At 54.2% G+C, this 23935-nt stretch carries 22 protein-coding genes; 17 read left to right on the plus strand and 5 right to left on the minus strand.

What is annotated here, in order from left to right; genetic code table 11:
* The first annotated feature begins 46 nt into the window (after positions 1-46).
* Both yycI and MKY64_RS27570 read left to right on the plus strand, forming a co-directional pair.
* The gene (gene yycI / locus MKY64_RS27565) at positions 47-787 is read left to right on the plus strand and encodes a two-component system regulatory protein YycI (protein WP_076081897.1); all 741 of its coding nucleotides are present in this window, start codon (positions 47-49) and stop codon (positions 785-787) included.
* A gap of 16 nt (positions 788-803) precedes the next feature.
* On the plus strand, positions 804-1610 hold the full coding sequence (locus MKY64_RS27570; protein WP_036699804.1) for an MBL fold metallo-hydrolase: 807 nt from the start codon (positions 804-806) through the stop codon (positions 1608-1610).
* Here the strand turns inward: MKY64_RS27570 and MKY64_RS27575 are convergent.
* Entirely contained in the window at positions 1579-1785 is a 207-nt protein-coding gene (locus tag MKY64_RS27575; RefSeq protein WP_209879260.1) for a hypothetical protein, read from the minus strand. The two genes, MKY64_RS27570 and MKY64_RS27575, sit on opposite strands and share 32 nt — an antisense overlap.
* 357 nt (positions 1786-2142) lie before the next feature.
* On the opposite strand from MKY64_RS27575, the gene MKY64_RS27580 reads away from it, so the two are divergent.
* The 9 genes from MKY64_RS27580 (at position 2143) to MKY64_RS27620 (ending at position 13025) form a co-directional block, all read left to right on the plus strand.
* Positions 2143-3390: a S1C family serine protease gene (locus MKY64_RS27580; protein WP_340956943.1), complete on the plus strand. Its 1248-nt coding sequence runs from the start codon at positions 2143-2145 to the stop codon at positions 3388-3390.
* A 394-nt stretch (positions 3391-3784) separates the two neighbouring features.
* Positions 3785-3985, plus strand: coding sequence for a cold-shock protein (locus MKY64_RS27585; RefSeq protein ID WP_019914582.1), 201 nt, complete (start codon positions 3785-3787; stop codon positions 3983-3985).
* A gap of 91 nt (positions 3986-4076) precedes the next feature.
* Complete coding sequence (locus tag MKY64_RS27590; protein WP_036699797.1) at positions 4077-4307, plus strand: cold-shock protein; 231 nt, start codon at positions 4077-4079, stop codon at positions 4305-4307.
* A gap of 223 nt (positions 4308-4530) precedes the next feature.
* Complete coding sequence (locus MKY64_RS27595; RefSeq protein WP_209879254.1) at positions 4531-5919, plus strand: cytochrome ubiquinol oxidase subunit I; 1389 nt, start codon at positions 4531-4533, stop codon at positions 5917-5919.
* Positions 5920-5922: 3 nt separating this feature from the next.
* The gene (gene cydB, locus MKY64_RS27600) at positions 5923-6936 is read left to right on the plus strand and encodes a cytochrome d ubiquinol oxidase subunit II (RefSeq protein WP_036728016.1); all 1014 of its coding nucleotides are present in this window, start codon (positions 5923-5925) and stop codon (positions 6934-6936) included.
* Entirely contained in the window at positions 6936-8705 is a 1770-nt protein-coding gene (cydD, locus tag MKY64_RS27605; protein WP_340956948.1) for a thiol reductant ABC exporter subunit CydD, read from the plus strand. Before cydB ends, cydD begins: the two co-directional genes overlap by 1 nt.
* Positions 8702-10504, plus strand: coding sequence for a thiol reductant ABC exporter subunit CydC (gene cydC / locus MKY64_RS27610; RefSeq protein WP_036728012.1), 1803 nt, complete (start codon positions 8702-8704; stop codon positions 10502-10504). The genes cydD and cydC overlap by 4 nt, the downstream gene beginning before the upstream one ends.
* A 454-nt stretch (positions 10505-10958) precedes the next feature.
* Positions 10959-12755: a M3 family oligoendopeptidase gene (locus MKY64_RS27615; protein WP_340956952.1), complete on the plus strand. Its 1797-nt coding sequence runs from the start codon at positions 10959-10961 to the stop codon at positions 12753-12755.
* A gap of 102 nt (positions 12756-12857) precedes the next feature.
* Complete coding sequence (locus MKY64_RS27620) at positions 12858-13025, plus strand: CxxH/CxxC protein (protein ID WP_063829067.1); 168 nt, start codon at positions 12858-12860, stop codon at positions 13023-13025.
* Positions 13026-13114: 89 nt separating this feature from the next.
* Here MKY64_RS27620 and MKY64_RS27625 read toward each other — a convergent pair whose 3' ends face one another.
* Positions 13115-14527, minus strand: a complete 1413-nt coding sequence (locus MKY64_RS27625; protein WP_340956954.1) for an MFS transporter — start codon at positions 14525-14527, stop codon at positions 13115-13117.
* Between the two features lie 141 nt (positions 14528-14668).
* On the opposite strand from MKY64_RS27625, the gene MKY64_RS27630 reads away from it, so the two are divergent.
* The 6 genes from MKY64_RS27630 (at position 14669) to nikE (ending at position 20409) form a co-directional block, all read left to right on the plus strand.
* Positions 14669-15028, plus strand: coding sequence for an ArsR/SmtB family transcription factor (locus MKY64_RS27630; RefSeq protein ID WP_036728009.1), 360 nt, complete (start codon positions 14669-14671; stop codon positions 15026-15028).
* Between the two features lie 263 nt (positions 15029-15291).
* A complete protein-coding gene (gene nikA / locus MKY64_RS27635; protein WP_340956956.1) occupies positions 15292-16911 on the plus strand; it encodes a nickel ABC transporter substrate-binding protein in 1620 nt (539 codons plus the stop codon).
* A 22-nt stretch (positions 16912-16933) separates the two neighbouring features.
* Positions 16934-17881 (plus strand): nickel ABC transporter permease, encoded by a 948-nt coding sequence (gene nikB / locus MKY64_RS27640; RefSeq protein WP_036728006.1) that lies wholly within the window; start codon positions 16934-16936, stop codon positions 17879-17881.
* The gene (gene nikC / locus MKY64_RS27645; RefSeq protein ID WP_340956958.1) at positions 17878-18708 is read left to right on the plus strand and encodes a nickel ABC transporter permease subunit NikC; all 831 of its coding nucleotides are present in this window, start codon (positions 17878-17880) and stop codon (positions 18706-18708) included. The genes nikB and nikC overlap by 4 nt, the downstream gene beginning before the upstream one ends.
* A gap of 19 nt (positions 18709-18727) precedes the next feature.
* The gene (locus MKY64_RS27650; protein ID WP_340956960.1) at positions 18728-19552 is read left to right on the plus strand and encodes an ABC transporter ATP-binding protein; all 825 of its coding nucleotides are present in this window, start codon (positions 18728-18730) and stop codon (positions 19550-19552) included.
* Positions 19553-19572: 20 nt separating this feature from the next.
* Entirely contained in the window at positions 19573-20409 is an 837-nt protein-coding gene (nikE, locus tag MKY64_RS27655) for a nickel import ATP-binding protein NikE (protein ID WP_051478244.1), read from the plus strand.
* Positions 20410-20844: 435 nt separating this feature from the next.
* On the opposite strand, the gene MKY64_RS27660 is transcribed toward nikE, so the two are convergent.
* From MKY64_RS27660 to MKY64_RS27670, 3 genes are all read right to left on the minus strand, one after another.
* On the minus strand, positions 20845-21777 hold the full coding sequence (locus MKY64_RS27660; protein WP_340951753.1) for an IS3 family transposase: 933 nt from the start codon (positions 21775-21777) through the stop codon (positions 20845-20847).
* Positions 21778-21782: 5 nt separating this feature from the next.
* Complete coding sequence (locus tag MKY64_RS27665; RefSeq protein ID WP_339313306.1) at positions 21783-22097, minus strand: helix-turn-helix domain-containing protein; 315 nt, start codon at positions 22095-22097, stop codon at positions 21783-21785.
* Positions 22098-22275: 178 nt separating this feature from the next.
* On the minus strand, positions 22276-23928 hold the full coding sequence (locus MKY64_RS27670; RefSeq protein ID WP_340956963.1) for an ABC transporter substrate-binding protein: 1653 nt from the start codon (positions 23926-23928) through the stop codon (positions 22276-22278).
* Between the last annotated feature and the right edge of the window lie 7 nt (positions 23929-23935).

The raw sequence follows: 23935 nt of genomic DNA on the forward strand, positions 1-23935 counted from the left end.
CGGAGTTAAGCCAAGCGGGCAGAATACCGATTCGAGGAGGGACGTTATGGACTGGGGAAGGGCCAAGAGTGTACTGATATATGCCTTTCTGGTGCTGAATCTGCTGCTGTGCTATCAGCTATGGATCGATGTGCGCGATCAGGTCAGTGCGGGACTTGACTTCACTTCCCTGTCCGCAGAGACTCAGGCGGTGATGGAGGAGAAGAACATCCGGCTGCTGTGCCCGATTCCGGCTGCCACTCCGCAGCTGCCTGATATCACGTACCGTTATTCGGCCGAAGAGCAGAATGAACTGCCTGTGAAGCTAAAGGAGCCGATCGACAGCAAGCTGATGTACTCCTCGTTCTCGGAGCTTAGCAATCTGCTGAAGAGCCAGATTCCCGACATTGCCAATTACCGGTTCGATTCACAGGAGAGTGAGGTCGGCAAGTTCGTCCTCCATCCGCTGGTGGATAACAAGTGGTCTCTGTTCAGAGTGCGGCTGGAGCTGATTAACAGTGACCAGAAGATTGTGGCCTACCGCTGGCCGAAGATTGAGATCGCAGCAAGCCGGAGCGAGGATCTGCAGAAGGTGCTTCCGGCTTCGCAGGCGCTTAGCAGTCTGATCGAGAAGTATTTTCCTGCGGGTTCTGCAGTGAAGGAGATTGAGCTGGGCTATTACGGCGAGCTGTTCAACTCCGAGAGCCAGGTGGCTTCGCCGATGTGGCGGTTCATGCTGGAGGACGGCAGCGCTTATTATATGGATGCGATCAGTGCAGACATTATCAGTCCGAAGACAACAGAGTAGAAGGAGCAGGAGAGATATGGGGATTTCATTTACAGTACTGTCCAGCGGTTCTACCGGGAATGTGACAGTGGTGCGTAACGGCGAGACCACACTTATGATCGACGCGGGTCTGAGCGCGAAGCGCATTGACGAACTGCTGGCCATGCGCGAACTGACGGGAGCGGAGCTGGACGGAATTCTTGTGACCCACGAGCATTCGGATCATATTAAGGGGCTGGGCGCGATGGCCCGCAAGTATAATCTTCCGATCTATGCGAATTCGAACACCTGGGGAGCGATTGAGAAGGGGATTGGCAAGATTGAGGAGCATAACCGGGTCATTATGGAGACCGGGCAGCACCGGGATTTCGGCAGTATGCGGGTGGAATCCTTCGCCATCTCCCACGATGCCGCAGAGCCGGTAGCTTACAATTTCTATGACGGCAAGGAGAAGCTGTGTGTTGCTACAGACCTCGGGTATGTCAGCGACAAGGTGAGAACGGCCATATCGGATGCCGATGTGCTGGTGCTGGAGTCGAATCATGATATCGAAATGCTGCGGATGGGGCGTTATCCCTGGAATACGAAGCGGCGGATTCTCGGCGATCTGGGGCATCTGTCCAATGAGGCGGCAGGCGCAGCGCTCAGCGAGATTCTGAGCGGGCGGACCAAGCGCGCCTATCTGGCACATCTGAGCAGAGACCATAATATGATGGATCTGGCGAAGATGTCCGTGCGCGGGGCGATGGAGGACCGGGGCTGCTTTTACAAAGACAGTGAGTTCAGGCTCTGCGACACCTACTATGACCGGCCTACGCCATGGGATAAGGTGAGCCAGTCATAAGACGGTCAACCTCGGTAATCTTGTGCTCCAGCTCCTGGCGGGAGAATAGCCCTTTATCAATTAACAGCTCAATCATTGCATGCTGGACAAGAATCAGCTGATAATGCTCATCCTTCAGGTCCCCCAGCTTGCCAATGAATTGCACCAGATCCTTACTTGTTGAAAAAGACTCCATAGTCCGGCCCTCCTTGTGAAATGGATAGTATTGAATCTGTGAATAATTTACATTTATTTAACATAGAAAACATGTGGGCAGCGCGGCTGCCTGTGATACAATCATATAGAGCGTTCTAATCCTATTGTAGTCTTTTAAGTTGCAAAATATTCCGGATACAAGCTTGTTAAACTTTTTAGTAGCTTATTAGAATAATAGACATCCCTTGCGCTTAGAACCCACTGGAATGTGGTGAATAAATCAAGTGAAACCTTTTAGTACTTCATGAAGTCTAAGAGATATAGCGGTTAAGCTCGGGCGTGGTTGCTTGGCGTTCAGGTCGTGAATGCGGTGGCAATAGAGGGGAGAGAGTGTAACATGGGATTATTTGATGATGATTTCTATTCAACCAAGGTGTCACGGCGCAAAAGCGGCAAATCTAAATCAACCGGCGGATATGCTGACGGCAAGTGGGCTGTCCGCAAATCGAAGCGGTCGCTGGCAACCTGGCAGATCGCGCTGATCAGCTCTGTCTGCAGTGCTGTAGCGGCTGTGCTGCTGTTCAGTCTGGTAACGGGACAGTTCGCCGCTGAGAGAGCTCAGGCTCCGGTGGTTATTGATAAGGTGGCTGCGAGCAGCGCAGATCCGTATGACCGGATTATTCAGGCTGCTGCACATATCCGCCCTGCGGTAGTGAGCATCATTAATCATAAACAAGATAATAAGGAACTTAATATTCTCGATGAATCCGCGCTAGGCTCGGGAGTTATCTATAAGAAGGATGACAATAAGGCATTTATCATCACGAATAATCATGTCATTGAGGGTGCCGGCAAGCTGGAAGTGGTTACAGTAGACGGCGTGACACACAAGGCGGAGCTGGTAGGTGCCGACAAGGTGAGCGATATTGCTGTGCTCTCCATTGACGGCAAGGGAATCGACCGGATTGCTGAGATCGGGGATTCCTCCAAGCTGCGTCTGGGTGAGACTGTCATTGCCATCGGCAACCCGCTGGGGCTTGGAGATACACTGACTTCCGGCATAGTCAGCTACACAGAGCGGACGATACCGGTGTCACTGAACCAGGACGGCGTGTACGATTGGGAGCAGGAAGTGATCCAGACGGATGCGGCCATTAACGAGGGCAACAGTGGGGGCGCACTAGTGGATCTGGACGGCAAGGTGATTGGTATCAATACGATGAAGATCTCCGATACGGGGGTAGAGGGACTGGGCTTTGCGATTCCCTCCAATCATGTGGTGGATACAGCCAATGAGCTTACCTCCAAAGGCCGGATAGCCCGGTCATACCTGGGCGTCTATTCAGTGGATCTGAATAATCCTTATGTACCGCTGGCCGATGACCAGCGTAAGGAGCTCAATCTTCCGTCTCTAGTGACCGATGGGGTTGTGGTTCTGGATGCTGTGGGACCGGCGAAGGAAGCGGGTCTGCAGCTTAACGATGTGATTACCAAGTTCAACGATAAGCCGATTACCTCCACGCTGTCGCTGCGCAAATATCTGTACGATCATACCAAGATCGGCGATAAGCTGAAGATTACCTTCTACCGCAATGGTGAAGTGAAGCAGACCACAGTCCAGCTTCTTGAGAAGCCAGAGGAATAAAATTGGAAATGGCCGTATATAATAATGAGGCAGTCACGATTACGGAAACAGTTCAAGCCGTCCTTTTCAGGAAAAAAAGAAGAGGGCGGGGCTGTTTCAAGAATAAATAAATGGGGTAATTGGTAGCAATGGGTATAAATATTACAATTTATTATGACTGGTAGCCCTTACATTGGGAAGTAGTCCTTATAAGGGAAAAAAAGGAGGAATTAGGATAGAACAGCTTGCCTTTGTTATTAAGGTGTGGTAACATGAAATTGTTCTTACATTGATACCTTATTCTCGCATTGAAAAGGGCTGTCAACCAAAGCTACAACCTTTCTCAATGTGTGAATTTTTTCTTTGTCTGAAGATAAAAAGAACATATTAATTTAAATTTGTGGAGGTAACACACATGCAAACAGGTACAGTTAAATGGTTCAACGCAGAAAAAGGATTCGGTTTCATCGAAGTTGAAGGCGGAAGCGACGTATTCGTTCACTTCAGCGCAATCACTGGCGACGGCTTCAAAACTTTGGACGAAGGCCAACGCGTTGAATTCAACGTTGTTCAAGGCAACCGCGGACCACAAGCCGAAAACGTTGTAAAACTGTAATTAATAGAAGGTACCGTCCCCGCTTGTGAAAGTTGGGACGGTCTTTTTTTATCATCACTTGCTTGCAACATAAAGGAAGGGAGGAACGGCAATGAACTACCGGAAAAAGCCTTTGGAGGAAGTACCGGAAGAAAATACCGCAATTTGGGCCTGTACCAATGAGGATTGTAATGGATGGATGAGGGATAATTTCGCATTTGAACATGCGCCTTCCTGCCGTCTCTGTCATTCCCCAATGGTTCGTAGCATGAAGATGCTGCCGCAATTGCTTAATTCAAATGGCGATCTCAAATCGCTTAAGAAAGGTATTTCCATTACCTAGACCAATACCTTTATGAGTCAAGACAACTATATATGCAGGACATCTTCAAGACGGTGAAACCGTCTTATTTTTTTTGCTTTTAAATGCAAAATTGTGATATTTGTCACAAATTTATTGTTTTTTATGCCTAAACGGGGCGTATAATGTGATAATTATCACACTTTGAGTGATGGGAATTTGACAAAATAGACATAACGAAATGGGGAGAAGGAAGGGGAGAAATATGGATACAGTACTGCTGTCGCGTATACAATTTGCGTCGACGACAATTTTTCATTATTTCTTTGTGCCAGTATCGATCGGACTTGCGCTCATAATTGCCATTATGGAGACCATGTACGTAAGAAAGGGCAATGAAGAGTACAAAAGAATGGCGCAATTCTGGGGGAAGCTATTCCTGATTAACTTCGCAGTAGGTGTAGTAACAGGGATCTTGCAGGAGTTCCAGTTCGGGATGAACTGGTCGGATTATTCGCGCTTCGTCGGTGATGTGTTCGGGGCTCCGCTTGCGATTGAAGCCTTGTTGGCCTTCTTCCTGGAGTCCACGTTCATCGGAATCTGGATCTTCGGCTGGGATAAGGTATCCAAGCGGATTCATCTGTTATCCATCTGGCTGGTCGCCTTCGGAACGATGCTGTCGGCATTCTGGATTCTGCTGGCTAACTCATTCATGCAGCATCCGGTTGGCTTCCAGATTAACAATGGCCGTGCTGAGATGAATGACATCTTCGCACTGATTACAAATGGCCAGCTGCTGGTGGAATTTCCGCATACAGTCCTTGCCGCTTACGCTACAGGCGCCTTCCTGGTAACAGGGATCAGTGCATACAAATTGCTTAAGAAGCAGGACGTTGCCTTCTTCCGAAAATCATTCGAGATTGCAGCAATTGTAGGGGTTATCTCTTCCTTCGGCGTTGCGGTTGCAGGACATGCACAGGCTCAATATCTGGTAGAGACACAGCCAATGAAGATGGCCGCATCCGAAGCGCTGTGGGGCGAGAGCGGCGACCCGGCACCTTGGACGGTATTTGCCAATATCGATGTGAAGAACCAGACCAACAGCAATGAAGTTCAGGTTCCGTATCTGCTGAGCTTCCTGTCCTACAGTAAATTCTCCGGTGAAGTGAAGGGGATGCTGGAGCTGCAGCAGGAGTATGAAGTGGCCTATGGGCCAGGAGATTATATTCCGCCGGTCAAAACAACCTTCTGGAGCTTCCGGATCATGGTGGCTGCAGGCTCGCTGATGATACTGTTTGGGGTATACGCGATCTACCTCATGTGGCGTAAAAAGATGGACAGACCCAATACCTGGTTCATGCGCTTCATGTTCTGGGGACTGCTGCTTCCGCCGATTGCCAACACGGCCGGCTGGATTATGACAGAGATCGGGCGTCAGCCATGGACTGTATTCGGACTTATGACTACAGAAGACAGTGTATCACCTAATATTACCAGCGGACAGGTACTGTTCTCGGTGATTTCTTTTACCGCGATCTATGCCATATTGGGTGCAGTGCTAGTCGGCCTGTTCGTCAAAGTGATCAAAAAAGGTCCTTATGCTATGGATAACGAACACGGTGAATCCCACGATCCGTATAACAAGGAGGGCTAACCTATGTCACTTAATGAATTATGGTTTCTGCTGATTGCGGTGCTGTTCGTCGGGTTCTTCTTCCTGGAAGGCTTCGACTTCGGTGTAGGAATGGAGACGCAGATTCTGGCCAAGAATGATACGGAGCGACGGATACTGATCAATTCGATCGGGCCGTTCTGGGATGCGAATGAGGTATGGCTGATTACGGGCGCCGGTGCCATGTTCGCGGCCTTCCCGCATTGGTATGCTACGTTGTTCAGCGGTTTCTATATTCCGTTTGTATTTGCTCTGCTGGCGTTAATCGCCCGTGGTGTCGCCTTCGAATTCAGAGGCAAGCGCGATTCCAAGGCTTGGCAAAAAACATGGGATGTCTGCATCTTCTTCGGCAGCTTCCTGCCGCCGTTCCTGCTCGCCGTGGTATTCGCCAGCTTCATCAAGGGCTTGCCGATCGACAAGGATATGCAGATGTATGCCGGATTCTTCGATATCGTCAATGCTTATACAGTGGTTGCAGGGATTACGGTCGTCCTGCTGTGTCTGGTACACGGGCTGATGTTCACTACGCTCCGCACGCTTGGAGATCTGCAGGAACGGGCGCGTAAGCTGGCCCAGAAGCTGCTGATTCCACTGGCGGCGCTCTTGGTAGCCTTCGTTGTGATGACATATACTATGACGGATATCTTCGATAAACGCGGAACGCTGCTGTGGATTGTAGTCGTTCTCGCTGTAGCCGCTTATCTGCTGGCCGGGTATTTCATGACTAAGAAGAAGGACGGCTATGCCTTCGGGATGACTGGTGCTGTGATGGCGCTGTCTGTTGCATCGATCTTCATCGGACTGTTCCCGCGGGTGATGATCAGCTCGCTGGATCAGGCATTCAACCTGACGATTACGAATGCGGCCTCCGGCCAATATTCGCTGAAGGTGATGACGATTGTAGCGCTGACCCTGCTGCCGTTCGTGCTGGGCTATCAAATCTGGAGTTATTTCATCTTCCACAAACGGGTTCATGAGAAGGAGCATCTTGAATACTAATGGATAAAAATTTGCTTGGGTACAAAGGAGTTAAGCCTGTCTTTCTGCTGGTTGGCTTCCTGACCCTGGTGCAAAGCTTCTCCATTCTTCTGCTGGCGAAGTCGCTGGCAGAAGCTGTCTCTGCGCTGTTTGCGGGAGAACCGCTGAAGGAACAAGGGGCTAGAGCGCTCTTGTTCCTTCTTGCGTTTCTTGTGCGTCATGCCTGCGCTATGCTGATGAGCCGGGCGGCGTACCGCTTCGCGGAAGCGACCGGCAGCAGCATGCGGAGACAGATGATGGACAAGCTGTTCCAGCTGGGACCAAGGCTGGCTGGCGACCGGGGGACCGGAAATATGGTCACATTAGTGCTTGAAGGAGTAACGAAGTTCCGCACATACCTGGAGCTGATTATTCCGCGGATGGTCGGTATGGCGGTAACACCCGCTCTGCTGCTTATCTATGTATTCACCCTGGATACGTCCAGCGGTGTCATTCTTACCTTAACGATGCCGATCATTATTGTATTCATGATCCTGATCGGGATGACGGCCCGCAAGCAGATGGACCGTCAGCTGAAGTCCTACCGTACCTTATCGAATCACTTCGTGGATTCGCTGCGCGGTCTGGAGACGCTGAAATATCTTGGACGCAGCCGCAGTCACAGTGAGAGTATTGCTAAGGTCAGTGACCGCTACCGTTCAGCAACCATGCGTACGCTGCGAGTCGCCTTCCTGTCATCGTTCGCACTGGACTTCTTCACCATGCTGTCTGTCGCTTCGGTAGCGGTAAGTCTCGGTCTGCGTCTGGTCAATGAGCAGATGACGCTGGTTACCGGACTGACGATCCTGATTCTCGCGCCGGAATATTTCCTGCCGGTGCGGCTGGTGGGTGCAGATTTCCATGCCACACTGGACGGCAAGGAAGCCGGAGAAGCGATGAAGAGCATCATTGACCGTGAGACGGTCCAGGCGAAGCTGCTGGAGCCGGGTGGGCAGGGAGCGGTGAAGGGCGATGGAGGAGAGCTGCCGGGAGGCGTTTTCACGTGGAACAATGATAGTGAACTTCGGCTTCATGCGGTGGGCGTACAATATGAAGCTGACGGTGTATCCTCGCTCGAAGGGGTGAATCTCGACTTCAGGGGATATGCCAGAATCGGTATTATCGGGGAGAGCGGGGCAGGCAAGTCTACGCTTGTAGATATTCTGGGCGGCTTTCTTCATCCAACCTCCGGAAGCCTTACGATCAATGGAAGCCTGGTCAGTGCGCTAACCGATGAGGGGTGGCGGAAGCAGACGGCTTATATTCCGCAGCGCCCGTATATCTTCAGCGGCACTCTGGCTGATAATGTCCGGTTCTATTATCCTGAGGCTTCGCAGGAAGCGGTAGCTGCCGCGCTGGAGTCGGCAGGTTTATCGAAGCTGGTGTCCTCGCTGCCGGAGGGATTGAACGAAATGATCGGCGGCGGCGGCCGTTCGCTCAGCGGCGGACAGGAGCAGCGTGTGGCTCTGGCCCGCGCTCTGCTGAGCAGCCGCCCCATCATGCTGCTGGATGAGCCGACGGCCCATCTGGACATTGAGACGGAATATGAGCTGAAGGAGACGATGCTGCCGCTGTTCGAGGGTAAGCTGGTATTCCTGGCTACACACCGCCTGCACTGGATGATCGACATGGATCTGATTGTCGTTATGCAGCAGGGACGGGTGGCTGAAATAGGCACACACGACGAGCTGACTGCGCGGAGGGGTGCTTATTATGAGCTTATTCAAAGTCAATTGGAGGGAATCCATTGAAACGTGAAGGATGGTTTGCTCCCTATTACTCTGCCTACTTCTGGCGGTTCGTGTTAATTATCTTGCTGGGCGCGCTGACGATCTTCTCAGCGTCTTCGCTGATGTACACGTCCGGCTTCCTGATCTCGAAGGCCTCGATTCCGCCGGAAAATATACTGATGATCTATGTCCCCATTGTTGGTGTGCGTACCTTCGGGACCAGCCGGGCTGTCATCCACTATGTGGAACGGCTGGTGGGACATGACACGATTCTGCGCATTCTGTCGAAGATGCGGGTCCGGCTGTACCATATGCTGGAGCCGCAGGCACTGTTCTTATCCACGCGCTTCCGTACCGGGGATATTCTCGGTATGCTTGCCGATGATATCGAATATTTACAGAATGTGTATCTGCGTACGGTCTTTCCGAGTATTATCGCGCTATTGATCTATGCAGCGGCAATGATTGCGCTCGGGACGTTCGATGTGGCCTTTGCTCTGCTTATGGGACTCTATATGCTGGTGCTGGTAGTCGTATTACCGCTGATCTCCCTCTTGTTGACCCAGAAGCGTCAGCGTCAGGTGAAGCAGGAGCGGAACCGGTTGTATCAAAAGCTGACCGATGCTGTCCTCGGCTTAAGCGACTGGGTTATCAGCGGGCGGCAGAGCCAGTTCGTCGATACGTACGAAGCGGACGAGCAGGCGGTTGCCCGCATAGACGGTTCGCTGCGGCGCTGGGCACGGCTGCGTATGTTCATCGGGCAGGCCGTTGTTGGCCTGGCCGTGTTGTCTTTGTTATACTGGGCGGCTGGACAGTATGCTGAAGGGGCGATTGCCGGAACGCTCATTGCGGCGTTCGTGCTGGTGGTCTTCCCGGTGGCAGATGCCTTCCTGCCCGTATCCGAGGCTGTGGAGAAAATTCCGCAATACCGGAATTCACTGGAGCGGCTGGAGGGCGTGGAAGCCGCAGCGGGAGATGCACCGCTTAGCGCGGGAACTGCTGCTGGGAGTACCGGAGCGGAAGCTCAGGCTGCCGCTGCGCTGCAGGCGGCTAAGGCCAGCGGACAGGTTCAGATTGAACTGAAGTCGGCGGGCTACCGCTATGCGGCAGGTGACGACTTCTCTGTTCAGCAATTGGACCTTGCGCTGCCGCAGGGGCGGAAGGTTGCAGTGATCGGCCGCAGCGGAGCCGGTAAATCGACACTGCTCAAGCTGGTGCAGGGCGTGATTGCGCCCACCATCGGCTCCGTGACGATTAACGGGATCGATGCTGCGGCTTACGGTGAGCGGATTCCGCAGCTCATCGCGGTGCTGAACCAGAGCCCGCATCTGTTCGACACCACGGTGGCGAACAATATCCGGCTCGGGGACCCGGGGGCTTCGGAGGCAGCGGTCCAGCAGGCGGCAGCCCTGGCGAAGCTGGATACGCTGATCTCTTCGCTGCCGGAGGGCTATGATACTCCGGTACGCGAGGCGGGGCAGCGCTTCTCCGGCGGAGAGCGCCAGCGGATGGCCTTGGCCCGTATTCTGCTGCAGAATACGCCGGTGGTTGTGCTGGATGAGCCAACCGTTGGCCTCGACCCGCGCACGGAGCGCGAGCTGCTGGCCACGATGTTCGAGGCAATGGCCGGCAAGACGCTGATCTGGGTCACGCATCATCTGGTGGGCGCCGAGCAGATGGACGAGGTCATTTTCATGGAGAACGGCCAAGTGGAGATGCGCGGCACCCATGCCGAGCTGATGGAGCGGCAGCCGCGTTACCGCAAGCTTTATGAGCTGGACCGCCCGGGTCAATATCTGAATGGGGCAGATGGTGTGTAGAGGCTAGGATTAGAGCCGAGGTAAGTGTGTGAGTACAAAGGTAAAAGCTCTTCCTGTCCCGCTGGGGGCAGGAAGAGCTTTTTTTGCACGTGCGCCCAATGTAATCGGAAAACCGATCACATTGGGCGAGTGCTGGGTGTTCGGGCGGGATGTAATCGGAAAACCGATCACATTGGGCGAGTGCTGGGTGTTCGGGCGGGATGTAATCGGAAAACCGATCACATTGGGCGAGTGCTGGGGTGTGCGGGTCGGATGTAATCGGAAAACCGATCACATTGGGCGAAAGTGCTGGGTGTTCTGGCCGGATGTAATCGTGTCCATGCCCGGTGAATAGGACAAACCCCGGAAATTAAGGTACACTTAACTGGATGATCCTGTCAGGTTCAATTAGAACGGGGTGGAAGCATGTGATAACGGAGGGCTCCTGCGATTATAAATAAGGAGAGATTAATCAATGGAATCAACAACATGCGAATTAACATGGAATCTGGACCGGATCTATCCCTCGTTCGAGTCGGAGGGATTTCAGCAGGACCGCCGGCAGGTGGAGAGCCTTGCCGGGGAGCTGAATACATGGTCGGCCTCGCAGCCCGTTAGCGGGCAGGCTCCTGCAGAACTGATGGAAGAGTTCCTTAAACAATATAATGCGTATCAACAGCTATATTTGCGTCTGTTCAGCTACGCGGAGCTGCGATTCAGTGCGGACAGCCAGTGTGAGGAAGCCGTCAATCTGATGGACGAGCTGGAAGAGGTGACCAGCGGGGCGGGTGAAGCTCTGGTCCGCTTCAGCAAATGGCTGGCAGGGGTAAGCGCGGATGAACTGGAGCGGAGTCTCCGTTTCAGCGCTTATCTGGAGCAGCATAGCTTCTATCTGCGCGGATTACAGGGGAAATCGCAGCATATGCTCAGCGCAGAAGGCGAAGCGGTGATTGCCCGGATGCAGAATACAGGCTCCAAAGCGTGGGAGCGGCTGTACATGCAGACGCTGTCTACACTGCGGACCGATCTGGAGCTGGCCGGAGTGACCCGCAGTGTGACACTGGCGGAGCTGCGGAATCTGGTCTACGACCCCGATCCTGCGGTACGGCGGGCGGCGGCTGAAGCAGAGCATGAGGCTTGCCGCAGCGTAGCGGAGCAGAGCGCCGCCTGTATCAATGCTGTCTCCGGTGAGGCGGCAGCCATCTATGAGCTGAGGGGCTATGCTTCCCCGCTGCATAAGGTGCTGGAAGCAGCGCGGATGGATGAGGAGACACTGGAGGTGATGCTTCAGGCCATCCGGGAGAGCCTGCCGGTCTTCCGGGAGTATTATGCCGAGAAGGCTGGGCGGCTGGGGCATTCGGGGGGACAGCTGCCGTTCTGGGATGTTTTTGCGCCCATTGGCACGGAATCTTCAATCCGCGTCACCTATGCTGAGGCCCAGGCGATGATTATCGCAGGGTTCAGCAGATTCAGCCCCGAGCTGGGCGGGTTCGCCCGCAAGGTGTTCGGGGAGCGCTGGATTGATGCCGAGCCGCGCAGCGGGAAAGGCAATTTCGGGATGTGTGTCGATATCGTTCCGATTGGAGAGAGCCGGATCATAACAAGCTTCCACGGCCAATATATAGATGTGAGTGTGCTGGCTCACGAGATTGGGCATGCATATCATACCAGCCGCCTCGCAGGACATACGATGGTCAATATGGATTATCCGGTGCCGATTGCGGAGACGGCGTCGATTTTTTGCGAGAGTCTGATTCATGTTGAACTCCTGAACTCGCTGCCTGCGGAGGAAGCGGATGCGATCCTGGAACGTAGTCTCTCGGATGCGGGGTATTATATTGTCGATTTCTATGCCAGGTACTGCTTCGAGAGCGCGCTCTATGCCCGCCGGTTATCCGGTCCCCTCCCATTAGAGGAACTGAACGCACTGATGCTGGAGTCGATGGCTGCCGCTTACGGGGATAGTGTGCTGCCCGGGTCCATTCACCCTTACCAGTGGATTAGCAAGGCCGGGTATTATATGGCAGGCAATGAGTTCCTGAACTTCCCGTATTCCTTCGGGCTGCTGTTCTCCAAGGGGCTGTATGCCCAGTACCAAAAGCAGGGGCAGGCGTTCGTGAGCCGCTATGAACAGTTCCTCTCAGCGACCAGTACCCGGAGCATCGCAGACGCTGCGAAGCTGATGGATATTGATGTGCATTCCCTGGATTTCTGGCAGGAGGCGCTCGGATTCATTGCCGGGGATGTCCGGAAGTTTGCGGGGCGGGAATAAGAGTGTATTTTGCGCTGCGTGAGGTTCCTTTTTGCAGGGAAGTGTGGTAGAACAGTAGTATAAGTCTACGCCGCAGCGGCACAGAAAGGGATGCTTGATTGAATGTATGTAGTCTGTAAGGAACACGTAGAGCTGGCCATCGACAAATTTGTGGACGAGTACGAGGATGCACCAGATGTAGTCGATCTGAAGGAGACGGAGTTCTCGGACTGGGACCCGCCGGCGAAATGTGCGGAATGTGAACGAAATGCGGAATATCTGGTCGTCTGAGGACGGTTGGAATAAGAAACACCCTGTGGCCGTGAAGGCTGCAGGGTGTTTTGGCGTGCGGTGTATGCGTGAATGGTGCAGTTGCGGATTTAGCAGTCTGCGGCTTTCGCCATCTCGGCCAGCGGGCTGCGCTGACTGCTCCGCAGGTAGATGAAGGCGGAGCCGATCGCCACGATTGCTGCAACTGACAATCCCCAGTAGATGTTGGAGTAAGCGGACTGAAGCGGCAGGCTGCGCTGCCATTCCAGGGCGCTGGCGGCCATCGCGACGCTGAAGGCACCGCTGAAGAACTGCAGCAGCTGGAAGAGCCCCATCCCGGAGCCGATCTGCGAAGCAGGCAGGATACGCGAGATTTCATTCGATACACTGCTCGACAGTACAGTGAATGACAGGCTCATAATCATGTAGACGAGCATGACGGCGATCCAGGATTGTCCGGCGAATAGGGCGAACAATACGGTGGCGGCCAGAACGAGCAGCGGTGCGAAGCGCAGAATTCCGGTGTTGCCGTAGCGGTCGATCATCCGTCCGACCAGGCGGGAGACGAAAATGGCCAGCAGTGAGCCCGGGAAGATGACAAGCCCGGCATGGCTGGCGCTGAAGCCGAAGCGGTGAGTCAGAATCTGCGGCAGCAGGAACAGGGTAGCGAAGCTGCACAGGTAGGAGGCAACCCCGATCAGCGCCAGTACCAGATATGGCCGGTTGCTGAACAGCGCTGGCAGCACGAATGGATCAGGGGTCGTGCGGATACGCCCTACAAATAAGGCAATCGCGGCGACGCCGGCGATCAGCGCGATCCACAGTCCACTGGTCAGGAACAGCAGCAGACCGGTGGTACCCACGCCGAGGAAGATCCCGCCCAGAACGTCGAATGAGCCGCGAGCCGGAACTTCCTTGGGCAGCAGAATCAGGAACAGCGGCACCAGCAGCAGAATGGCGGCAGTGACTGCGAACAGCCAGGTCCAGCCGAGGTATTCCACAATGGAGCCGCCGGCTACCGGACCCAGACCCAGTCCCAGGGAGACGGCCGACATAATCGTCGCCATGGCTTTGCCGCGCCGGGCCTGCGGAATGTAGCGGGTGAACAGGACAAGGGACAGCGACATCACGGCGCCTGCCCCCGAGGCTTGCAGAATACGCACAATCAGCAGGAAAATGAAGCTGGTGCTGAAGAATCCGGCCACAGCAGCAAGCCCTAAGGTGAGCAGCCCGATAACCAGCAGCCGGCGGATCGGCAGGAAGTCCGAGAGCCGGCTGTATGTGATTGAGGCAATAGAGAACATGATGGAATACCCGGTTACAATCCAGGAGGCGGACGCTGCGGTGATGCCGAAGGTCTCGGTTACATCAGGCAGGGCCAGATTGAACATCGCTGTGTTCATAATAACGAGGACGACAGCAACGCTGAATAGCAGAGTTAACAGTCCTTCCCGTGGAAGAGCCGCTTGCGGAGCAGCCATTGAATGCTCTTGATCGCCCTCAGAAGCAGGTGATGAGGTCATGAGAAAGCCACTCCTTCATTCTTTTATTGTATTGTTCGATTACTTACGAACTATTGAAATATAGCATGCGCTAATGTAAAATGCAATTAGGAAATCATCGTGAAAAGAAGTACTATTATATACTCTGAAGGAGTCTTATTCATGAAGCAGCTCCATCATCCGGACCGCAAGGACATTCAGCTCGCCTCGGTGCTCTATGCGCTTAGCGACCCGATCCGTCTATATGTAGTGTCGGAGATCTGTAACCACGGCCCGCAGTCCTGCAACAGCTTCAAGGTGCCGATTGCCAAGTCCACGCTAACCCACCATGCCCGGACGCTGCGCGAAGCGGGTGTCATTCATACCCGGGTGCAGGGTACCCAGCGCATTCTGTCCCTGCGGACGGAAGATCTGGACGAGCGGTTCCCCGGACTGCTGGATTCCGTATTGCAGGCTTACGTCAGACCCGGGCCGGATGAGGGATTCGGGGAGCCGGAAGAGGAAGGGCAAGAGCAGGGATAAACAATCATATACCGTATGACATCATCGCCACTCCAGATTCTGGGGTGGTTTTTTGAAAATATAAGAATGTATATGTTTCACGCTATACATTATCCTTCTATTTCTCGCCGAAACGGTACCGTCCTTTAAAAGGACGGCAAAGCCGTTTCCACTTGTATGTACAGAGCATACAACCGTTACCATTGACAGAATTGTGTCAGGTGCAGTAACATTTTAAATTGTAATGATAATCATTCTCGATTAGAAAAGAGGAAGTCAACGCTATGTTCGCATCTAAAGGTAAGAGGCTGCTGCAAGGCCTGCTCGTATTGTTGGTTATATCCATGGTCGCTGCAGGCTGTTCATCGAATACTACGGAGAAATCATCGGCTGCCGGAGACGCACAAGCTGCGAAGACCCTTACAATGGCGTGGCCCCGGGATATCGGACCGATGAATCCGCATTTATATAATCCGTCCCAGCTGTTAGCCCAGTCTATGATCTATGAGCCGCTTGTCAGTTATCAGGACGGGAAGCTTGTTCCGGCTCTGGCTGAATCCTGGACATTGTCGCAGGATGGCAAGGTATACACGTTCAAGATCCGCAGCAACGTCAAGTTCTCGGACGGAACGGCTTTTACCGCACAGCTGGTGAAGAAGAATATGGATGCGGTCTTACATAATAAGAAGCTGCACACATGGCTGGGCATGATCCCGCTGATTGAGAAGACAGAAGCGGTTGATGACACTACGTTCCGTCTCACACTGACAGAGTCATATTATCCGGCACTGTACGATCTTGCGGTGGTGCGGCCGGTACGCTTCCTTGGCGAGGCGGGCTTCCCCGAGGATGGCGATACGTCCAAGGGCATTCGTAGCCCGATTGGAACCGGACCTTGGGTGCTAAGCGAGTATAAGAAGGATGAATCGGCAACCTTTACACCGAATCCTTACTACTGGGGCGAGAAGCCGAAGGTGGACAAGGTGGTGGTGAAGGTGATCCCGGATGCGGAGACCCGTGTACTGTCTTTTGAAAAAGGGGATCTGGACCTGATCTACGGCGAAGGTCTCATCAGCTATGACGCTTACAAGGAGCTTGAGAGCACCGGGGAGTACGTCACTAAGCTGTCTGAGCCGATCGCAACCCGCAATCTGGTGCTGAATACCATGAACGCGAAGCTCGCTGATCTTAAGGTCCGTCAGGCGCTTAGCATGGGCTTCAATAAGGAAGCGATGGTCGAAGGGGTGACGCTGGGGCTGGAGGAGAAGGCGGACAATATCCTGCCTCCGAATCTGCCTTATGCCAATATCAAGGTGAGCCCGGTGAAATATGATGTGGAGCAGGCGAATGCGCTGCTGGATGAAGCGGGCTGGAAGCTTCCTTCAGGTGTGGGCGTGCGGGAGAAGGATGGACAGAAGCTTGAGCTGGAGCTGATGTATGATAAGGCGGATCTGACGATGAAGTCCATGGCGGAGACTCTGCAAGCTGAATGGGCGGGGATCGGTGTGAATCTGAAAATCACCGGCGTCGAGCTGACCGTCTACATCCAGCGCAGAAAGGCCAATGAGTTCGACATGAATTTCTACTCGACGTTTGGTGCGCCGTATGACCCGCATTCCTTCATGACTGCCGTTGTACAGCCGGGCTACGGGGTCTCGGATACTCTGGCGGCCTTGCCGATGAAGGCTGAGATCGACAAGAAGATTAAGGAAGGTATGGCTACCACAGATGACAAAGCCCGTACCGGGCTGTTCGGCTCTGTGCTCACTACGCTGCAGGAGCAGTCTTCGATCCTTCCGATCTCCTACATCAAGCAGATGGCAGTGTACCGGGACAATGTGGCTGAATTCAAGTTCCCGTCCAACCGGGATGAATACCCGCTTCATGGTATTGAGAAGAAGTAGTAGTCACGCAGGAGGGTTCTAAGTGGGCGTATATATCGGAAAAAGAGTGCTGGCGATCATCCCCATCATTCTGTTCTCCTCATTGCTGATGTTCGTGATGATCCGGGTGGGGCCGGTGGACCCGGCTGAAGCCTATCTGGCAGCGGCCCATATCCAGCCGGATGATGAAGTGCTGGCCGCCAAGCGGCATGAATTCGGGCTGGACCAGCCGCTATTGACGCAATATGTTCAATCGGTAGGCCGGCTGCTCCGGCTGGATTTCGGCCATTCCTACCTGTCCAATATGCCCGTATGGGGAGAGGTTGCCCAGAAGCTGCCCGCAACGCTTCAGCTTGCGTCCGCCAGTATCGTGCTGGCGCTGGTGGTTAGCATCCCGCTTGGGGTGCTAGCGGCGATTTACAAAAACCGGCTGTTGGATCATGTGATCCGGGTATTCGCCTATATCGGCGCCTGTGTTCCGGTCTTCTGGATCGGCTATCTGCTGATGTTCTTCATCTCGGTTAAGCTGGAATGGCTGCCTGTGGAGGGCAGAGGGTCTGTGCAGCACCTGATTCTTCCGTCTATTACCCTGGCACTCTGGCTGATTGCCATCTACGCGCGCCTGCTGCGGACGACCGTTCTGGAGGAGCTGAAGGAGGCTTATGTCCGGTATGCCCGGGCAAGAGGGATTAAGGAACGTGTGATTCTGTATAAATACGTGCTGAGAATTGCCATAGCACCGCTTATTACAGGACTGGGCATCAATCTGGGGAAGCTGCTGACAGGAGCGATTATCGTAGAGCAGGTATTCTCCTGGCCGGGCTTCGGCCGGTACTTCATTGAAGCGATCATTAACCGTGACATTCCGGTGATTCAATGCTATGTCATGCTCTCGGTCTGTGTGATTGCCGGGAGCAATCTGATAGCCGATCTGCTGCAGCTGTTCCTGGACCCGCGAATTGCGCGTAAAGGGAGGGCCAGCCAAGGATGAATAACTTAAGCAGCCGTTTAAAAGGCAAGAGAGTGATCATGATCTGCTGCAGCCTGCTGATCCTGTTTGGTCTTGCTGGCCTGTTGGCCCCGTGGATCTCACCGCATGACCCGATACGGGTGAACCTGGCAGCGAAGCTCAGTCCGCCCTCGTGGGAATATCTTCTGGGGACAGATCAGCTGGGCCGGGACAATCTATCCAGGCTGCTGTATGGAACACGGATCTCGCTGGGCTTTGCCTCGCTTATTTTTGCCGCTTCCTTAGGGGTGGGATTGCTCGCAGGAGTGGTTTCGGGGTACAGCGGCGGGTGGCTGGATGCTGCGCTGATGCGGTTGTGCGATGGCATTATGTCTTTTCCCAGTATGATTCTGGTCTTCGGTCTGATCGGGATCCTGGGGCCGGGCCTGTCTCAATTGGTTATTGCTCTGATGCTGGTGCAGTGGGTGTACTTCGCCCGGATGTTCCGGAATATGATTGTCAGCCTGAAGGAGCGGAATTTCATCACGGCAGCGCGGATCAGCGGCTCTTCCCCCTGGCAGATCATGAGCAGGCACCTTATTCCCAATATTCTGCCGTCGATTGTGGTGATTGGGACACTTGAGATGGGCTGGGCGATTATGGATATCTCCGCGATGTCCTTCCTGGGCCTGGGCGTCCAGGCGCCTACACCGGAATGGGGGGCGATGCTGAACGAAGGGAAATCCTTCATCCGCAATCATCCCGAGCTGATGCTCTATCCGGGCCTGATGATTATTATGGTTGTAGCTTCGTTTAATCTGCTGGGCGAGGCGCTGTCTGAACGGTACGGGATCAAACGAGGCTCCTGAAAGAAGGAATGAGCGAATCATGGAACAAGCGGAATATGTGCTGCAGGTGAAGGATCTGAAGGTATCTGTGGAGACAGCGGCAGGATATCTGCCCCTCATAGAGGATGTTAACCTGGAGCTGAAGCCGGGGCGTGTGCTGGGTCTTGTGGGAGGCAGCGGCAGCGGAAAAACCGTAACATCGCTGGCGCTCCTCCAGATGCTGGACCGGCAGACGAGTGTGATCGAAGGCAGTATCCGGCTGCATACCCGTGAGCTGAACGGACTCCCGGAGAAGGACATGCGTAGGCTTCGCGGCAGTAGTCTTGCCCTGATTATGCAGAATCCGATGACAGCCTTCTCTCCGGTGTACACCATCGGCGTGCAATTCGTGGAGTCGATCCGTACACATGTGAAGCTGGGGAAAAAAGAAGCCAGAGCCTGCGCGATCCGCTCCCTGGCTGATGTGAATCTGCCCGATCCCGCAGCGCTGCTGGGAAAGTATCCGTATGAGCTGAGCGGCGGGATGCTCCAGCGGGTGATGCTGGCGCTCACCTTGTGCCTGAAGCCCTCCGTGATCATTGCCGATGAGCCTACTACGGCTCTGGATGTGACCAATCAGCTCCAGGTGCTGCGGCAGCTGGATCGGATGCGGCAGGAGCATGGGACCGCTATTCTGCTGATCTCCCATGATCTCGGCGTCATTGCGGAGCTGGCTGATGAAGTTGCGGTTATGCACCACGGGCGGATTGTTGAGACCGCCGATGTATTCGAATTATTCGATCATCCCCGGCATGAATACACCCGGGAGCTGCTGGCAGCAAGGCCGCTGCTTCAGCTTAGTCCGCAGTTAGGGGGCCAGCTATGACTGGAATAGCGGCAGAATACATGCTTGAGGTCAGGGAAGTTACCCATACCTATGCTGCATCCCGCCGGTGGAGGCGTCCTGCGAAGCAGGATAATGTGTTGTCCGGCGTGTCTCTTCATATAGAGGAGGGAACCTGCCTGGGGCTGCTGGGATCAAGCGGAGCCGGTAAAAGCACACTGGGCCGGGTTATTCTCGGGCTGGAGCCGCCCCGCGCGGGCCAAGTTCTGATTCAGGGACAGGATCTGTATAAGCTGAGCCCGCAGGCGCGCAGGACCATCCGCCGCGATCTGCAGGTGGTCTTCCAGGATTGTTATTCTGCCGTGAACCCCCGGATGACAGCAGAGCAGATTATTGGTGAGCCGCTGTCCAATTACGAGTCCTTGAGCGTTCAGGAGCAGAAGCGGGCGGTAGGTGAGCTGCTGGAGTGTGTCGGACTAAGCGCGGAAGACATGCAGAAGCAGCCCTACCAGTTCAGCGGAGGACAGCTGCAGCGGATCAATATCGCCAGAGCGATTGCGCTGAAGCCGAAGCTCATCGTATTGGACGAGGCGGTTAGTAGTTTAGATATGATTAACCAGGCGAATATTTTGCGGCTGCTGGGGGAGCTGCGGGTTGCGTTCGGTCTGTCATATCTGTTCATCACCCATGATATTAAGGCCGCCTGTATGATCTCAGACGCACTGGCTGTCATGGATCAGGGCAAGATAGTGGAATATAACGACAGCAAGGAGCAGTTCCTGCAGTCCTCTCATCCTGCGGTTCGGGGCTTACTCGATTCCATGCTTGCGGAGCATCCGCGGAACCGGCACAGGGAGCTGCCCGGTCTGTCGGATCTGTCAGGAGACTCTGCACAATAAGAATCCAAGTCCGGTGAGCAACAGAGGAGACTACAGTCTCGCCTCTTGCTCACCTTTTTGTTCAAATATAGAATTTATATGCTGCACGCTATACATGATCCTTCTATTTAGAATGATTCGTCGTTGCTGAATGTGGCTGACGGATCGCCGGGAGGAGCAGGAGTGTATCTGATTTCACCAGTTAAAGGCAGAATGTATGTGAAAAACAGCATACATTGTGCTGACTCGCAGGCGCATGGCCCGAATGTATGTGAAAAACAGCATACATTGTGCTCGCACGCAGGCGCATGGCCCGAATGTATGTGGAAAACAGCATATAAAGTGCTCACGCGCAGGCGTATGGCCCGAATGTATGTGGAAAACAGCATACATCGGTGCGACCCCCTTATCCCGGAGTCCTCCGTATAAAATCAGCACTTGTCGTAGACATGCTCTTTATTTCGCTTTTTTTCTCGGCCAGAAGAAGCGGGAGCGGTCTTCTAGAGTCTGGACCCACTCCGCAAAGGTAGCTGGCGGCATGTTCCGAAGGCTCGTATGCATTCTGCGATTGTTGTAAAAGTCCATGTACCGGTCCACTGCTTCATAGGCCTCTTCGAACGTGTCGAAGGCCTCTTTGCGGAACAAATCCCGATCGATATTACTATGGAACGATTCAATAAAAGCATTTAAATCCGGCGTTCGAGGCGGAATGCGTTCATGGGTCATTTCCCAGCTTTCACACATGTCGCCAAACAGATGGCTGACGAACTGTGGGCCGTTGTCGGTTCGGATCACCGGGCGCGTGCTGCCAGGGGCACAGTGTTGCTCCATGGCGCGTCCCAGCGTCTGGCAGGCGTGCTTCGCTTCACAGGACGATCCGCGGTGGTAGCCCACGATGACCCGGGTAAACACATCGATAATGCTCAGGACAAAGAAATGCCGGTCCCGGCCTGCCACGTACCCGTATTTAATGTCCATCTGCCAGAGCTGGCCCGGCCCGGTAATGACCCGGTTCTCGGGCAGTTTCCGGGGATGCTTAAAGTGTTTCTGACGCTGGGGCTGCAAGATGTCCAGCGCCTGACACAGCCGGTAGCTTTTCTTGTGATTGAGCCTCAGCCCGTGCTGGTTCCACAAGCACTTGGCCAGCAGTTTGTACCCGTACACGTGCTCCTCTCCAGCGATTAATTCCAGCAGCCATTCCTGGATTTCCTCGTCGCTAATCTTCTCTCCAGACTCGGTCAGGGAATAGCCGGGTACGGGTCTTCCGCGCCCCTGGGGTACGGCCTGTGCATCCTGCTTCTTGCGTTTCTTACGGTCGTAATACGTAGACTCTGCTAGACCCACGAGACGTAGTACCAACGCTGCGGTATTCCCCTGCTTAATGAACATGTCGGCTACCTCGATTTTTTCGGATAAGCAGGGGTTGGCTTTTTTAGCAGTTCACGCAGAATCTCGATCTCTAACTCCTTTTCGCCGAGGATCTTGACGGCCTTCTCGTATTTCTGCTCCACGTCCAGGAGGCGCTTCAGTTCCTCCACCTGCTCCTGGGGATACGGATGATCTTGTTCCCCATGGGCCTCTCGGTAGTCCCTCACCCACTGATTCACCGTCGATGGGGTCACCCCATACTTTCGGGCAACCACCGCTGCCTTAATGCCAGACAACACCTCTTGCGCTGCCTTCTCTCTTGTTCCTGTTAAGTGTCCCATACCGTTCATCCTCCTCCTATATCTAGTCTACATTTTTGTGGGGGAGGACTCCAACTTCTTTAGGGGGCTGTGGAGACATTGTGCTGACTCGCAGGCGCATGGCCCGAATGTATGTGGAAAACAGCATACATTGTGCTCGCGCGAAGGTAATTCTATTCATCCCGGTAGGAAGATTTTGTTATGGATCAAGCTTCTTATAGGACTCATTTGCTTCCGCCAGTACCTCCGCTCCGCCCGCCGCCAGGAACTCCTCGACGAACTCCCCGAATTCCTCAAGCGGACGCTCCCCGGTGATGAAGGCAATATACGCCTGGTCTCTTAGGTTAATTAGCCCAGGGCTGTTCCTGATCAGAGAGGGCGTAGCTACCTCCAGAGCATTATAGATGCCGTCGTGATCCAGCCCCAGGGTTGCCGCCCACTGCTCACTCCGGCCGGCAGGAAGGATAGGGAGGGTCATGCCGATTCCCGCGCCGATCGTATTCTGGTAGCTGTACATATGGTTATACGGCGGCAGCAGGATGATGTCCTTCTTGTCCGTTCCGGCCCAGTCCCAGTGTGTCCCCTGAATACCATACTGCAGAGATGCCGCCTCATCGGGGTCAGGATTTGCGCTGACGTAGTCCAGCAGCTGGAGGATCTTCTCCAGCTTGCCCGGCTCCTGGGTAGCATCCGCGCCAATGGCGGTGAAGCTCATCAGCATATCGTAGGCTTTGGAGCCGCGTCTGCCGTCCGGACCGCTGAAGGGCCGCCCGAAAGCGATCTTAGCCAGCGGATGCTTCGCGGTTAACTCCTTGACGTTAAACATTGCTTCTACCGGAACCAGCCTGGCTGCCTTCTGGTCATCCAGTCTCCAGTCTGTATAATCCCCTGCCTGTGTCCAGTGATAATAATTGCCCATGGAGGTCATGCCGATCCGTCCGTTAATGAAGGCGTGCGACAGATGCTTGTAGCCTCCGCTATTCTCCCCGGTGATGAACTCGGGATCAATGACCCCGTCCCGGTACCATTTGCGGAGATAACGCAGCGCTTCCTGCATATCCGGCTCCAGAGCGCCAATAACCAGTCCCTGATCCTTCCGGCTGAAGTAGAGCTGATCCGTGAAGACCATCTGCCCGAACGCGCCGAAGACAACATTCATGCCCTCCTGCGACAAGCCGTAGGTGTCCCGGATACCGTTGCCGTCGGGGTCTTCGTTCGTAGCCGCATAGATGAATTTCTCGAAATCGGCCAAGGTATCCGGCACCTTAAGGCCGAGCTTGTCCAGCCAATCCTGCCGGTAGACCACAGGGACCCGATAGATGTTGGTAGGATTAATGACCGGAATGCCATAATAGGACCCGTTAATGCGGCCATATTGCTGATAGGCGGGTGCATTCTCACGGATGGCCTTAAGAATATTGGGAGCGTAGGTGTTCAGCAGTTCCTCAGGAATAGGGGCGAGCACGCCTTGCTGCTGGTACTTCAGCAGATCCTGGGTCTGCCGGACCCGGAACAGGTCGGGAATGCTGCCTTGCACCAGCCTCTGGTCGAGCAGGGATTCATATTTGTTATTCGGCAGATTCCAGAATTCCAGATCTACCTTGAACTTCTGCTCCAGCTCCCGCACCATTACGGCATCCTCCGCAACCGGCAGATTCTGATGCATGGTCCAGGAGATTTTGAGCTTCGGGGCAGAGGAAGAGGGAACAACAGAATCAGCAGAATCAGAAGCGGAAACGGATGGATCCAGCAGCTCTTGTCCAGGCGCAGACGAGAGGGAAGCCGGCTGCCCGCTGCAGCCGCAGATCAGCCCCAGGAGGGGCAAGAGCATTAATCTTTTATACATATACATAAGGCAC

This window comes from Paenibacillus sp. FSL R7-0210, assembly GCF_038009085.1.
Lineage (GTDB): Bacteria > Bacillota > Bacilli > Paenibacillales > Paenibacillaceae > Paenibacillus_AQ > Paenibacillus_AQ silagei.